Origin of the sequence: Buchnera aphidicola (Rhopalosiphum maidis), from assembly GCF_003671935.1 — a bacterium.
In the GTDB taxonomy this organism is placed as follows: Bacteria; Pseudomonadota; Gammaproteobacteria; order Enterobacterales; family Enterobacteriaceae; genus Buchnera; species Buchnera aphidicola_AL.
Genome location: NZ_CP032759.1, coordinates 34686 through 49020, shown reverse-complemented (window position 1 = coordinate 49020; position 14335 = coordinate 34686). Strand labels below are relative to the sequence as shown.

Sequence of the window (14335 nt, the reverse complement as noted above, 5' to 3'; positions counted from 1 at the left end):
TTTATTCTTAAAATAAAGTATAATTTTTTAAAAAATTATACTTTAATTTAAAAAAACATTAATTTTTATTATTTAATTTTTCCCTCATTATATAGTACATGTTTGCGAATAACAGGATCGTATTTTTTTAATTTTAATTTATCTGGAGTGTTTCTTTTGTTTTTTGTAGTAGTATAATAGTGACCTGTTCCTGCAGAAGAAATCATTTTAATTTTTTCTCGACTTTTTTTAGCCATAATTTTTTACCTTTATTTTTTTATAGTATTCATTTCTTTTATTATTAATTCTATTCCTTTTTTATCGATACAGCGCATACCATGAGCAGATACACGTAGTCTAATAAATCTTTTTTCTTCAGGAATCCAGAATCGATGATATTGAATATTTGGTAGAAATTGTCTTTTTTTTGCATTCATAGCGTGTGATCGATTATTACCAACCATTCTTTTTTTTCTTGTAACTTGACATATGCGAGACATTTTTTATTTTCCTAATTACGAAAGTTTATATTTAATTTATTTTTTTTAAAGTTTAATTTTTTTATTAAATAATATACTAACATAGTATAAATTACTATAATAGTTGTTTGCTGCGAGCTTAATTTTTTTGACCAAAGATACGCGTAAACGTATTTTTAATATCGATAAAAATTTTTATGAAAATATTAAGATTAATATTAAAATAGGATTATTTATATGAGTCTATATCAGAGATATTTATCTAAATCTTTGACTTTTATTTTTAGTTTGTTTTTTTTAATATTATTCTTTTTAGAAAGTAGTATAGGATTTAAATGGTTTTTTAATTTTACTAATTATTTTTTTATAGGATTGAAAACAGAAGAAATATCAGGAAATTGGCGTGATTTTAGATTAAAAAAAATTAGTTTTAATATTCTAGGATCATCTATCAATGCTAGTAGCATTCATGTTGTAACAGATCCAATATCTTTATTTAAATTTTCTACTATTTTAAAAAAAGTAGAAACAAAGAATTTAATTATTTCATTAAATAGAACTGAAAAACCGATTTTAAAAAATGCTTTTGTAAAAGAAAAAAAATTGAAAAATAATTTTTTCTTTAAACATTCATTAATTTTAAAAAAAATATATTCTGATAAAATTTTATTAAAAATACAAAAAAAAAATATATTTTTATTTAATATATTTAGTGGGTTAAAATTGAGCAATAATACCTTTACTTTATTTCCGACTAAAATTAACTCAATTTATATTGGTTCAACAATACATGATATAAAAAAAATTTCTAGTAAAAAAAGTAATTTTTTTATTAAAAAAAAATTTTTTTTTAGAAAAAAAATAAATAATTTTTTATCTTTTTTTTCAAATTTTAGAAAATTTTTTGTTCCTATAAATATAAATGTGATGCATTTAAAATGCAATAAATTAAAATATTTTAATAAAAAAATTGTAGATGTCTATAGAATAAAAATAAGCGCTAAATTAAAAAAAAATATTTTAAGAATAAAAAACATTCAAATACATTCAAAATATTTTACGACGAAGTCTGAAGGTCAAGTTTTTTTTAGAAATGATTTTTCTATTTTTTTTATGGTAAAAAATAAAATATCAACAAATATTTTTAATAATAAAGTTATGAATGTTTTATTTAAAGGTACTATTAACAATAAATTTACATTTAATTTGAGATCAACTAATTTATTTAAATTTAGAATAAATGGAGATGTTTTATTAGATAATTTAAATTATCCACTTGATATAAATGTACATTTTGATCGTCTTTTGTTTCCTATTAGTACAAAATTAATATTAAGTTCAAAAAATTTTAATCTTATTTTAAAAGGAAAAATTAATAATTATTCTTTATTGTTAAAGAATATTATTAGTATTTCAGGTATGCCTTCTTTTTTTATTAATGTTTCTGCGATAGGTAATTTAAAAAATATTGTTTTAAAAAAAATCTATTGTTTTCCATTTTTTAAAAATATTAAAAACAAAAATGTTATAAAAAAGAAAAAAGAAATAGAATATAATCAGTATATTTCTAAATTGATGGGGAAAATAAGTATATTATGTAATTTTAATAAACAATCTAATAGTATTTTTCTTCCTAATTTTCATTTTCAAGGCAATTTTCTGAAAAAAAAAGTATCTATATTGGGTTCTTTATATTATCAAAAATCAAATGGTATAAAAATTCCTAGAATAAATTTTTTATTAGGGAAAAACAAAGGATATATATCTGGTTCAATATCTAAAAAAGTAAATATTCATTCATCGATTAATGTAAATAATTTAAATTATTTTTTTCCAAATTTAAAAGGTGTAATCAAATCTACTTTAGATATATATGGTTTTTGTTCTCTTCCTTCTTTTTCCAGTGTTATTTTAGGTGAAAAAATAAATTGGAAAAATATTATATACTTAAATAGTATTAAAATATTGACTAATGTAAATTTAAAAAAAAATTTTTCAAAAAAATTTTTTGCTAGTTTTAAAAAAATACATTTTTCAAAGTTTCATATTGATTTTTTGAATTTTAAAGCTAATTGGAATAATATAAATCAGAGATTTTCTTTATCTCTAAAAAATAAAAAATTATCTATAAAATTAGTTTTAAACAGTCATTTTAATAAGAAAATAGGAATTTGGAAAGGTATTTTAAAAAAAATAGATATTAAAACTTCCTGGGGATCATTGATTGTAAAAAACAAGCCTTTATTATTTTATAATACTAAAGATAACATTGATTATAACAGTATAAAAAAGATAAAAGATATAAATATTTTTTATTCTATTATTAATAATATTCAAACTTCATTGTTTAAATTAATTCATCAATCATCTATAAAATTTAAAACTGATTTGTTTTTTAATACAAAATTTAAATGGAACTTAGGAGAAAATATTTCTAGTTTGAAATTTTTTTTAAAAGGTAATAACATAAAATTAGAGAAAAAAATAAAAAAAAGAATATTAATTGAAAAAATCAGTTCTTTAAATTTATATATTAATTTTAAAAAAAATAACGTTATGACGAAATGGATAATAAAAAAATCAAAAAATTCATTAAAAATCAATAAAATGTATGGTTTTTTAAATATTTATGATTTTCTTAATAAGAAAAAAATAGATGGAAAAATTTTTTTATCTGATTTTTCTTGTTCTTTTTTTAATTTCTTGCCAAATTTTTTTACAAAAATTCAAGGAAAATTTTCAGGAAATATAAAGTTTTCAGGGAGTATATATCAGCCTCAAATATTGGCTGATATTGATTTTCAAAATTTTAATATACAAAGTGATAGCATATTTAAATATATGATTTTGTTTTTTTATTCTTTTCCAAAAAACATAGAAAATATTAAAATTAATCAAGGAATAATAATAAAAAAAGGAAACATATTATTTACATTAAATTCTATTGTTCAAAATAATACAGTTCACTTTAAATGGAATATTTCATTTAATAGCAATACAATAAAAATTGTACTTTTCCCTAAAATAAAGTTAAATTTCTCTACTCAACTAAATTTATATTATTTTTTATCGAAATATAATTTAGTTGGACATTTAAAATTTTCTTTTTTTTCATTTAAAATTAATAAAAAGAATTTTGTATTTTAAAAGAAAAATATTTTTTCATAGAGATTTATTTTTTCTTGGCACGATTACATGAATTTTGGATTTCTAATTTTGCTTCTTTATGATCACCCCATCCTATAATCTTTACCCATTTTTCCTTTTCTAATTTTTTATAGTACTGAAAAAAATGTGAAATTTGTTTTTTTAATAATTTTGACATGTCTGAGATATCATTTATGCTTTCATATTCTTTAGAAATATTACTATTTGGAACTGCGATGATTTTTGCATCATCTCCTGATTCATCTTTCATCTTTAATATACCAACTGGTCTACAATTGATAACAACATTAGATTGTATTGGATATGGAGAAGGTACTAAAACATCTAATGGATCACCATCCAGTGATAAAGTTTCATTAATATATCCATAATTACATGGGTAAAACATTGGTGTAGATATAAAACGATCTACAAAAAGAATACCTGATTTTTTATCTACTTCGTATTTGATAGGAGATGCATGTGATGGTATTTCGATTATAACATATATATCATTTGGTATATTATTACCAGCTTTGATCAAGTTAAAATTCATTGTGTATATGTTCCTAATATTTTTTAAATTTTTTTAGTTAGATTTAATATAATATAAAATTAAAGAAGAAAAATAATTAAATTTTTATTAAAAAAGCAATTTGTTTTGGATAATTAATATTTCTTTTATATAATTATCTTTATTTTAAAATAGTTTTATTAGTTAATATATATTTAAGAGGCTATAAATGCAATTAGTAAATCAAATAGAAAAAGAAGAAAATTCACTTATAAATACAGTAAAAAACACTTTGATTATAGCTCAAGAAAAAGTCAATTTTTCTATTGAGGTTTTTGTAAAGAAAACCATAGGTATAAGTGTCAATATAAGGAATAATATTATTGAAAACGTAGAATTTAATAGCGACGGAGCACTTTTTATTACAGTTTATAATAAATTTTCTAAAGGTGTTGTATCATCTAAAGATTTTAGTATAAATGGTATAAAAAAAATGCTAGAAATCGCAATTGATATTTCTAAACATTCTTCTTCTGATTTTTTTTCAGGATTACCAGATGAAGAATTACTATGCTGCCAAGCTAAAGATTTGAATTTATTTCATCCTACTGAATTTAATATTAAGAACGCAATCAATTTTGCCTCTGTATCAGAAAAAGAAGCTTTTAAATTTGATAAAAGAATTATTAACAGTGAAGGTAGTTTTTTTAGTAATCATGTTACGATAAACGTTTTTGGTAATAGTTTAGGTATGTTAGAAAAATATAAATCCACTCGTTATTCTAACTATAATTGTATGATTGCAAAAGATAATAATGTTATGCAAAGAGATTTTAGTTATTCTACTTCCAGAAAGTTAGATGATTTAGAAAAACCAGATATACTAGGTCGAAAAGCTGCTAAAAATGCTGTCTCTCGATTAGGTTCTAAAAAAATAAATACTATAAAATCTCCAATAATTTTTTCAAAAGAAATGTCTTCTATTTTTTTTTCTCATCTTATTTCAGCTATTAGTGGTGATAATGTTTATCGAAAATCGACATTTTTACTTCATGATCTAAAGAAAAAAATTTTTCCTGAATGGTTAAATATTGAAGAAAACCCCCATCTCATAAAAGGCTTAGGAAGTAAACCTTTTGATAACGAAGGTGTATCGACAAGAATTAAGAGTATTGTTAAAAATGGAGTTCTACAAACTTGGTTATTAAATACTTATAATGCTCGAAAATTAAAATTAACAAGTACTGGAAATGCTGGAGGTATTTCAAATTGGTTAGTTTCACATAAAAACATATCTTTTAAAGAATTATTAAAGACTATGGAAACTGGTTTTTTAGTAACTGAATTAATGGGACAAGGAGTTGATATTGTTAGTGGTAATTATTCACGTGGAGCAGTAGGGTTTTGGATTGAAAATGGAAAAATAAAACATCCAGTAAATGAAATTACTATATCTAGTAATTTAAAAACGATGTGGACTAATATTCTTAGTATTAGTAATGATATTAATATATATAGTAATATTCAATGTGGTTCAATATTACTATCTGAAATTCAAATTTCAGGAAATTAATTTTTTATTTGTAAGTAAATTTTTAGTCAAAAAGGTAATAAATTTATTACCTTTTATTTTTTACTTTTAAGAAGTTGACCTATAAGCCGGGTTCTGTTTTAACAGTCATTCATCTAGATTAGTAATCACTTACTAATTCAAGCAGTCTACCCAGGTTTTTTTAAGTACGAGCAATACAAATAACCTATATTTGACTTTGCTCCAGGTGGAGTTTACCTTGCCATCAATTGTTGCCAATTATGCGGTGTGCTCTTACCACACCTTTTCACCCTTTCCTTGTTACTTTTTATTACTTTAAAAAGAATAAGGTGGTTTTTTTTCTGTTGCACTTGTCATAAGCTCACGCTTTCCAGGTGTTACCTGGCACCTTGCTCTATGGAGCCCGGACTTTCCTCTCTTTAGTTTAATTAGTTTAAAAACTAAACAGCGACTGTTTGGTCAACTTCAAAAAGATAAATTATATATCATTTTAATGAAAATGTCACTTATCTTCTTTTGTTATTGCATATTTATATAAATTATTTTTTTTTATTTTATGTATTTTAGAAGCGATTAATACTGATTGTTTTGATGAAAGAAAATTTCTTAAAATTTTAAATGTATTTATTACTTTTTCTGAAACATCTTGATTTTTTAATTCTTTAAAACCATCTATAATAATTACTATTTCTCCTTTATTATAACGATTTTTATCTTTTTTAAGCCAAGATAGCATTACATTAGCTTTCGCACCGTAAATATATTCCCATTTTTTTGTGATTTCTTTTGCAACTACTAAATGTCTGTTTTCATCAATTTTTTCTATAATATCTCTTATACTTTCAAGTATTCTATGTTTCGATTCATAAAAAATCATTGTTCTTGTTTCTTTTTTTAAAGAATTCAACAAATCACATCTTATTTTTTTTTTAGAAGGAAGAAAGCCTTCATAGCAAAAACGATTAGTAGAAATTCCAGAAGCACTTAGTGCTGTAATAGCTGCACAAGGTCCTGGAAGAGGAACAATTTTAATATTTAAATAACAACATTTTTTTACTAAAAAATAGCCTGGATCATTAATAACCGGTGTTCCTGCATCGGAGACTAAGGCAATTTTTTTGCCTTCTTTTAACTTGTTAATTACATAATGACTTTGTGTTTTTTCATTATCTTTATTTAAAGATATTAAGATATTTTTAACATTATAATGTTGTAGTAAAATATTAGTATGATAAATGTTTTCAGCTGCTATTAAATTAACGTTTTTTAGAGTTTCTACAGCACGATAAGTAATATCAGATAGATTGCCAATAGGTGTTGGAATAATATAAAGAATACCAGTGCTATTAAATGAATTCACTTTTTTTTCCAGATATGTTTTTAAAATAAAAAAAATTATTAATTTATTATATAAGTAATATTAGATTTAAGTTTTTTTTATATGTAATTTTGACATTAAATAGTAATTATAAGGTGTTTTAAGTGAAACGAGTTGTGATTACAGGATTTGGTATTATTTCAAGTATTGGAAACAATAAAAAAGAAGTCTTAAATTCTTTATATAATGGTATTTCTGGGATTACATTTTCGGAAGAAATGAAAGAATCAGGTATGCGTAGTCAAGTTTGGGGTAATATAAAATTAAAAGATAAAAATTATTTAAAAAAAAATAAAACAACTCGCTTTATGAATGATGGATCTCTGTATGCTTTTTTATCAATGGAGCAGGCAATTAAAGATGCTAATTTAAAAACTAAACAATATCAAAAAAACCCACGTATTGGACTTATTGTTGGTTCTGGAGGAGGTTCTCCAAAACATCACATAATAGGTATAGATGCAATTAGAAGTAATCGAGGTTTAAATTCTGTTAGTCCTTATATTGCAATTAAGGCTATGAATTCTGGAATATCGGCTTGTTTGTCAACTTTGTTTAAGATATATGGAGTAAATTATTCTATAAGCTCAGCTTGTGCGACTTCTGGACATTGTATTGGTAATGCATTTGAGTTAATTAAATTTGGTAAGCAAGATCTTATTTTTGCTGGTGGGGGTGAAGAAGTAAGTTGGGAATTAGCATGTGAATTTGATGCAATGAAAGCACTTTCTAGTCATTTTAATAATACACCTATTAAATCATCACGTGTTTATGATGTAAATCGCGATGGTTTTGTTGTATCTGGTGGAGGAGGAATAGTAGTTATTGAAGAGTTGAATTGTGCTTTATCTAGATCTGCTCATATTTATGCTGAAATTATTGGTTATGCTGCAACCTCTGACGGTAAAGATATGATTGTACCTTCAGGAGAAGGGGCTGTACGCTGTATGAATTTAGCAAAAAAAGAAAATAAAATATCATTTATTGATTATTTGAATGTTCATGGTACTTCTACTAAAATTGGTGATTTAATTGAATTAGATGCAATTAAAAAATCTTTTCGTTATGAAAAAAAACCTATGATTTCCGCAACAAAATCTATGACTGGTCACGCTTTAGGGGTATCTGGTGTACATGAAATTATTTATACATTATTAATGATGAAGTATAATTTTATAGCTCCTTCAATTAATATTGAAAAAATAGAGTCTTCTGCTGACAACATGAATATTGTACAAAAAACTTTTAATACAAGAATTGAAACAGCAATGTCTAATAGTTTTGGTTTTGGTGGTACTAATGTTTCTTTAATATTAAAAAAGTATTAGTTTTTTTATAAAAACAATACTTTTTAATATTTTTAATGCACAATATATTTAATTTTTTGTAAATAGCATATATGTTTTATATATAATTTGAATCTTTAATTTACTAATTTAATTTTAAATTGTTTTAAATATAAAGGATAAAAAATGAATCAATTAAATGCGTTAAAAAAATTTACAACTATTGTTGCTGATACAAGTGACATAGAATCTATTTGTAAATATAAACCAGAAGATGCAACTACTAATCCATCTTTGATACTTAAAGCTGTTAGTTCAAGTTTTAATAAAAAATTTATTGATCAAGCTATAGAATATGCTAGAAAAAAAGGAGGTTCTCAAAATTGTAAAATTGTAAATGCTAGCGATAAAATTTTAGTTGATCTTGGAGTAGAAATTTTAAAACATATACCAGGTTATATTTCGAGTGAAGTTGATGCTCGTTTGTCTTTTAATAAAGAAAAATGTATTTTAAAAGCAAATAAAATAATTAATATGTATGAAGAAAAAGGAATTTCTAGAAATAGAGTATTAATTAAATTAGCAGCTACATGGGAGTGTATAAAAGCAGCAGAAGAACTTAAAAAAAACAATATTTCTTGTAATTTAACTCTTTTATTTTCTTTTGCTCAAGCTCGTGCTTGTGCAGAGTCAAATGTATTTTTAATATCTCCTTTTGTAGGTCGTATTTATGATTGGTATGTATCTCAAAATTTGATATCAAAATATTCTTCTGATCAGGATCCAGGTGTTTTATCTGTTCGTAAAATTTATGATTTTTATAAAAAATATAGTTATAAAACTATAATTATGGGTGCAAGTTTTCGAAATATTGAACAAATCTTATCCCTTGCAGGATGTGATAGATTAACTGTTTCACCTGCATTATTAAAAGAGCTAGAATCAAGTAATAAAAAATTAAATAGAAAATTATTTCCTCCTACTTCATATTTAAATCCTCCTATTCCTCTTACTGAAGAAGAATTTAGGTGGGAACATAATCAAGATGAAATGGCTGTTCAAAAGTTATCAGAAGGTATACGAAATTTTGGAAAAGATCAATTGTTTTTGGAAAAATTTTTTTCTCAATTAATATAAATTTTTAATAAAAATTAAATTTTTTTAAGTGTCCATTTGGAGAAAGGTTTATGTTTTTAAAAAGAGAATTAGCAAATGCAATTCGCATGTTAAGTATAGATGCTATTCAAAATGCAAAATCAGGCCATCCTGGTATGCCCATGGGTATGGCTGACATTGCAGAAGTTTTATGGAGAAAGTTTCTAAAACATAGTCCAATGAATCCCAATTGGGATAATCGTGATCGTTTTATTCTTTCTAATGGACATGGTTCCATGTTGTTATATAGTCTATTACATCTCACTGGATATGATTTATCAATAAATGATCTTAAAAATTTTAGAAAACTGCATTCAAAAACACCAGGACATCCTGAAACAGGTGAAACACCGGGTGTTGAAACAACTACGGGTCCTCTAGGACAGGGTTTAGCTAATGCAGTTGGAATGGCTATTGCAGAAAGAACATTAAGTGCTCACTTTAATCGACCAAATTACGATATAGTTGATCATTATACCTGGGTTTTTGTAGGAGATGGTTGCTTAATGGAAGGTATTTCTCATGAAGTTTGTTCTTTAGCTGGAACGTTAAAGTTAGGGAAATTAATTGTTTTTTATGATCAAAATGGTATTTCAATAGATGGTAAAATTTCTAATTGGTTTACAGATAACACCGTTATGCGATTTAAATCCTATAATTGGCATGTTGTAGATCAAGTGGATGGTCATAATCCCGATTCTATTAAAAACAGTATTAAAGAAGCAAAATCAGTAAAAAACCAACCTTCAATTATTATTTGTAATACGATTATTGGTTTTGGTTCTCCAAATAAGTCAGGTACAGCAGATTCTCATGGTTCTCCTCTTGGAGAATTAGAAATTGCTTTGACACGGAAAAATTTAAATTGGAAATATTTACCGTTTGAAATACCTACTCAAATTTATGATAAGTGGAACTTTGTAAAACAAGGTGTAAAATTAGAAGAAAGTTGGAATAAAAAATTTAACTTATATAAATCTGAATATCCTGAACTTGCAGTAGAATACGAAAGACGTATTAAAAAACAACTACCTGTAGAGTGGTATAAAAAAACTAACGATTATATTTTTAATTTACAAAAAAACCCTCAAAATATTGCGAGTCGAAAAGCTTCTCAAAATTCTATAGAAGAATTTGCAGCACTATTACCAGAACTTATAGGTGGATCTGCAGATCTGTCTCCAAGTAATTTAACTATGTGGTCTAATTCTAGTTCTATAACAGAAAATTTATCTGGAAATTATATTCATTATGGTGTTCGTGAATTTGGAATGACAGCGATTGCTAATGGAATTTCCCATCATGGAGGATTTATTCCATATACTTCAACATTTTTAATGTTTGTTGAATATGCTCGAAATGCGGTTCGTATGGCAGCTTTAATGAATACTAAACATATTTTTGTGTACACACACGATTCTATTGGTCTAGGTGAAGATGGGCCTACACATCAACCAGTAGAACAGTTAGCAAATTTAAGAATGACACCAAATATAGATGTTTGGAGACCCAGCGATCAAGTAGAAACTTCTGTGGCATGGAAATATGCAATTGAGCAAAAACATGGTCCAACAGCATTAATTTTGTCACGTCAAAATTTATCTCAATTCTATAGAAATGATGAACAAATAAGAAATATTTTTTTTGGAGCCTATATATTATACGATTCTAAAGAACCTCTCGATATTATTTTTATATCAACAGGTTCTGAATTACAAATAACTTTAACTGCTGCTAAAAAAATTGCTGATTTAGGTTATTCTGTACGTGTTGTTTCTATGCCTTCTAATAATGTTTTTGATAGACAAAGTATTTCTTATAAAGAATCAGTATTGCCCTCTTACATTACTAAAAGAATTATAGTAGAAGCAAGTATAAAAGATTTTTGGTATAAATATGCAGGAACAGAAGGAATAATAATTGGCATGGAGACATTTGGAGAATCTGCTCCAGAAGAAGTTTTATTTAAGAAGTTTGGTTTTACTGTAGATAATATAATAAGTCAATCTAAAATTCTATTAAAACATTAGTTTTAAAATTTTTACTAATATTTATAGGGGGCTTTTTTCTTAGCCCCGTTTATTTTAATAAATATTAAAGAAAATATAAATGAGGAAAATAATGGTTTGTTCGATTACTAAATTAGCACAAAAGTTAATTTCAATTCCATCTATTAGTCCAAAAGATTTAGGTTGTCAAGATATTATGATTGATTTTTTAGATCATCTTGGATTTAAAATAAAAGAAATTAATATAAATGATACAAAAAATTTTTGGGCAACTAGAGGATCTGGTAAAACTTTAACATTTGCCGGTCATACAGATGTCGTACCTCCTGGCGATTATAGAAATTGGAATAATGATCCTTTTAATCCAGTTATTAAAAACGGTTTATTATTTGGCCGAGGTGCATCAGATATGAAAGGTGCTTTAGCGTGTATGATGATTGCATCTGAAAGATTTATAAAAAAAAATCCTAATTATAAAGGAAGATTGTCTTTTTTAATTACTTCAGATGAAGAATCACTTGCTATTGACGGTACAAAAAAAGTCATAGATTATTTAATTTCTAAAAAAGATATCATTGATTATTGTGTTATTGGAGAACCTACTAGTAATGCTAAAATTGGTGATGTTATAAAAAATGGCCGAAGAGGATCTATAACAGCAAATTTAACAATTCATGGAATTCAAGGTCACATTGCATATCCTCATTTAGCAGATAATCCGATACACAAAGGATTACCTGTTATTTTAAAAATATTGTCTATTAAATTAGATAATGGAAATGAATTTTTTCCTCCAACTAGTCTAAACATTGCTAATATTCGTGCAGGAGATGGAAATAATAATATAATTCCCGCTTCTTTATTTGTTCAATTTAATTTTCGTTTCAATACAGAAACTTCTGACAAAGAGATTAAATCAAAATTCATACAAATATTAGATAAGAGTAATGTTAATTATTCTTTAAACTGGCTCTTTTCGGGAAAACCTTTTATTACAAAAAAAGGTTTATTAATAGATAATGTGATTAAATCTGTTATGAATTTAAATAAAATTAAACCTATTTTATCAACTGATGGGGGAACTTCAGATGGTCGTTTTATTACTTTAATGAACGCTGAAATAGTAGAATTAGGTTTAATGAATACCACTATTCACAAATCAAATGAACATGTAAAAATATCTGATTTACAAAAATTAGCTATTATTTATGAGGATATTATGCATAAGTTACTCATTTAGTTTTATATTATTTTATTTTTTATTAAAAACAATGATGCAGAATATCATTTAAGATAATCTGCACCTATTATTTTAAATTTTTGATCACAAAGATTTTTATATCATTTTTAGCCTCATTGTTTTATGGAGAGTACTCTGTTCATACAGGAGGAAAAATATCATAGTTTTTTTTATTTAAATCTTCTTGTGTGTAAGGAATATAATATTCTTGATTTTTAGAGGGAATATTAATTCCTTTTGGTATAATTAACTTTTTAAGTTGAATCTTATTATTTTCATTCTTAAAAAGAATATCATTTTTTTTTAAGGTACAAGATGTTATTAAAGAAAAAATAGAAATTTGAAAAATCGTGATTGTTATTTTTAAAAAAAAATTATATCTTTTGAAGATTAGCATATTGAAGTGCTTTTTCGATTTGTATACGTGTAGAATTTAAAATTGGCGTCATTGGCAATCGCAGCGTATCACTGTTTATTAAACCTATTTTTTTAGCTAACCATTTAATTGGAATTGGATTAGGTTCTATAAATAAAGCTTCATGTAATAACGTCAAACGTTCATTTATAGATCTTGCTCTTTCAAATTTACCTTCAAGTGCGTATGAACATATTTGTGTCATTTCTTTGGCAGCAACATTTGCTGTTACTGATATTACTCCTTGACCGCCTAGTTGAATAAAATCTAAAGCTGTAGGATCATCACCGCTGATTAGTAAAAAATTATTTTTAACTAATTTTTTAATTTTATGTATTCTTGATAAGTCACCTGTTGCTTCTTTGATGCCAATGATATTTTTAAATTCAGATAATCTTGCGACTGTTGATGGAAGTAAATCACATCCTGTCCGGCTAGGAACATTATATAAAATTTGTGGTAATTTTGTACTTTCTGAAATTGCTTTAAAATGCTGGTATAATCCTTCTTGAGTAGGTTTGTTGTAGTATGGTGTAACTGTAAGACAAGCTGCAATTCCTGACTTTTCAAATCTTTTTGTTAGAGATATAGCTTCTGTTGTAGCATTTGCACCTGTACCTGCAATAATAGGAATACGTTTGTTTGCAAGTCTTAAAGTTAACATAACTACTTCAATGTGTTCTTCTTGACTAAGAGTTGCTGATTCTCCAGTAGTTCCAATAGAAACAATAGCGTTTGTTTTATTTAATACATGATAGTCAATTAACCTTTTTAAGCTAGAATGACAAATTTTACCTTCTTCATTCATTGGTGTAATTAATGCGACAATACTTCCTGTAAACATTGATTTTGTTCTCCTCCATAAAAAATATTTTATGGCATCTTTCATATAAATCTAAAATTAAGTAAATATAAATTATAAATTTAATACCTATAAAAATTGATTTTTTTTTTGAATATGAAACTTTAAATAATAAGATATAATCTTTTATCTTTATTTTAATAAAGTCCAAATTTTTATACAATTGCTACTATATTATATTTAATGATAATAGTAAGTATAATTATACATTCTAAAGTGTATATTTTAGATTTTTAATCTATTTTTATTTTTAAAATTCATTTAATTTATAAAAAATTTTTATTAAAAAATAATATTTTGATATTATCAAGGAATATAT

Annotated in this window: 12 protein-coding genes and 1 other RNA gene; 6 read left to right on the top strand and 7 right to left on the bottom strand. The window is 24.7% G+C overall.

Annotated features, from left to right (window positions below; translation table 11 throughout):
- Nucleotides 1-68: 68 nt before the first annotated feature.
- Both rpmG and rpmB read right to left on the bottom strand, forming a co-directional pair.
- Nucleotides 69-236, bottom strand: a complete 168-nt coding sequence (gene rpmG / locus D8S97_RS00240; protein ID WP_158360930.1) for a 50S ribosomal protein L33 — start codon at nucleotides 234-236, stop codon at nucleotides 69-71.
- A 12-nt stretch (nucleotides 237-248) separates the two neighbouring features.
- Nucleotides 249-479 carry a 50S ribosomal protein L28 gene (gene rpmB, locus D8S97_RS00235; RefSeq protein WP_158360929.1) on the bottom strand — a complete coding sequence of 77 codons (231 nt, stop codon included), beginning with the start codon at nucleotides 477-479 and terminating at the stop codon, nucleotides 249-251.
- Nucleotides 480-695: 216 nt separating this feature from the next.
- Between rpmB and D8S97_RS00230 the strand changes: the two genes are divergently transcribed.
- Nucleotides 696-3605 (top strand): translocation/assembly module TamB, encoded by a 2910-nt coding sequence (locus D8S97_RS00230; protein ID WP_158360928.1) that lies wholly within the window; start codon nucleotides 696-698, stop codon nucleotides 3603-3605.
- A 25-nt stretch (nucleotides 3606-3630) separates the two neighbouring features.
- Here D8S97_RS00230 and ppa read toward each other — a convergent pair whose 3' ends face one another.
- A complete protein-coding gene (gene ppa / locus D8S97_RS00225; RefSeq protein ID WP_158360927.1) occupies nucleotides 3631-4161 on the bottom strand; it encodes an inorganic diphosphatase in 531 nt (176 codons plus the stop codon).
- 187 nt (nucleotides 4162-4348) lie between these two features.
- On the opposite strand from ppa, the gene pmbA reads away from it, so the two are divergent.
- Nucleotides 4349-5692, top strand: coding sequence for a metalloprotease PmbA (pmbA, locus tag D8S97_RS00220; RefSeq protein WP_158360926.1), 1344 nt, complete (start codon nucleotides 4349-4351; stop codon nucleotides 5690-5692).
- 66 nt (nucleotides 5693-5758) lie between these two features.
- Here the strand turns inward: pmbA and rnpB are convergent.
- Nucleotides 5759-6138, bottom strand: an RNA gene (gene rnpB / locus D8S97_RS00215) — RNase P RNA component class A.
- A 35-nt stretch (nucleotides 6139-6173) separates the two neighbouring features.
- A complete protein-coding gene (rsmI, locus tag D8S97_RS00210) occupies nucleotides 6174-7043 on the bottom strand; it encodes a 16S rRNA (cytidine(1402)-2'-O)-methyltransferase (RefSeq protein ID WP_261789605.1) in 870 nt (289 codons plus the stop codon).
- A 110-nt stretch (nucleotides 7044-7153) separates the two neighbouring features.
- Between rsmI and D8S97_RS00205 the strand changes: the two genes are divergently transcribed.
- From D8S97_RS00205 to dapE, 4 genes are all read left to right on the top strand, one after another.
- Complete coding sequence (locus tag D8S97_RS00205; protein ID WP_158360924.1) at nucleotides 7154-8377, top strand: beta-ketoacyl synthase N-terminal-like domain-containing protein; 1224 nt, start codon at nucleotides 7154-7156, stop codon at nucleotides 8375-8377.
- A gap of 144 nt (nucleotides 8378-8521) precedes the next feature.
- The gene (tal, locus tag D8S97_RS00200) at nucleotides 8522-9472 is read left to right on the top strand and encodes a transaldolase (protein WP_158360923.1); all 951 of its coding nucleotides are present in this window, start codon (nucleotides 8522-8524) and stop codon (nucleotides 9470-9472) included.
- 50 nt (nucleotides 9473-9522) lie between these two features.
- The gene (gene tkt / locus D8S97_RS00195; protein ID WP_158360922.1) at nucleotides 9523-11520 is read left to right on the top strand and encodes a transketolase; all 1998 of its coding nucleotides are present in this window, start codon (nucleotides 9523-9525) and stop codon (nucleotides 11518-11520) included.
- 91 nt (nucleotides 11521-11611) lie between these two features.
- On the top strand, nucleotides 11612-12739 hold the full coding sequence (gene dapE / locus D8S97_RS00190; protein WP_158361645.1) for a succinyl-diaminopimelate desuccinylase: 1128 nt from the start codon (nucleotides 11612-11614) through the stop codon (nucleotides 12737-12739).
- Nucleotides 12740-12878: 139 nt separating this feature from the next.
- Here the strand turns inward: dapE and D8S97_RS00185 are convergent, their stop codons facing one another.
- Together D8S97_RS00185 and dapA are read right to left on the bottom strand one after the other, a co-directional pair.
- Nucleotides 12879-13136 (bottom strand): hypothetical protein, encoded by a 258-nt coding sequence (locus D8S97_RS00185; protein WP_158360921.1) that lies wholly within the window; start codon nucleotides 13134-13136, stop codon nucleotides 12879-12881.
- Entirely contained in the window at nucleotides 13114-13998 is an 885-nt protein-coding gene (dapA, locus tag D8S97_RS00180; RefSeq protein ID WP_158360920.1) for a 4-hydroxy-tetrahydrodipicolinate synthase, read from the bottom strand. The genes D8S97_RS00185 and dapA overlap by 23 nt, the downstream gene beginning before the upstream one ends.
- Nucleotides 13999-14335: the final 337 nt, after the last annotated feature.

Bases quoted from the DNA above. Each gene is read 5' to 3' on its own strand.
- rpmB (WP_158360929.1), bottom strand. From the start codon at position 479: ATGTCTCGCATATGTCAAGTTACAAGAAAAAAAAGAATGGTTGGTAAT.
- tal (WP_158360923.1), top strand. From the start codon at position 8,522: ATGAATCAATTAAATGCGTTAAAAAAATTTACAACTATTGTTGCTGAT.
- D8S97_RS00230 (WP_158360928.1), top strand. From the start codon at position 696: ATGAGTCTATATCAGAGATATTTATCTAAATCTTTGACTTTTATTTTT.
- dapE (WP_158361645.1), top strand. From the start codon at position 11,612: ATGGTTTGTTCGATTACTAAATTAGCACAAAAGTTAATTTCAATTCCA.
- D8S97_RS00185 (WP_158360921.1), bottom strand. From the start codon at position 13,136: ATGCTAATCTTCAAAAGATATAATTTTTTTTTAAAAATAACAATCACG.
- ppa (WP_158360927.1), bottom strand. From the start codon at position 4,161: ATGAATTTTAACTTGATCAAAGCTGGTAATAATATACCAAATGATATA.
- tkt (WP_158360922.1), top strand. From the start codon at position 9,523: ATGTTTTTAAAAAGAGAATTAGCAAATGCAATTCGCATGTTAAGTATA.
- rpmG (WP_158360930.1), bottom strand. From the start codon at position 236: ATGGCTAAAAAAAGTCGAGAAAAAATTAAAATGATTTCTTCTGCAGGA.
- dapA (WP_158360920.1), bottom strand. From the start codon at position 13,998: ATGTTTACAGGAAGTATTGTCGCATTAATTACACCAATGAATGAAGAA.
- pmbA (WP_158360926.1), top strand. From the start codon at position 4,349: ATGCAATTAGTAAATCAAATAGAAAAAGAAGAAAATTCACTTATAAAT.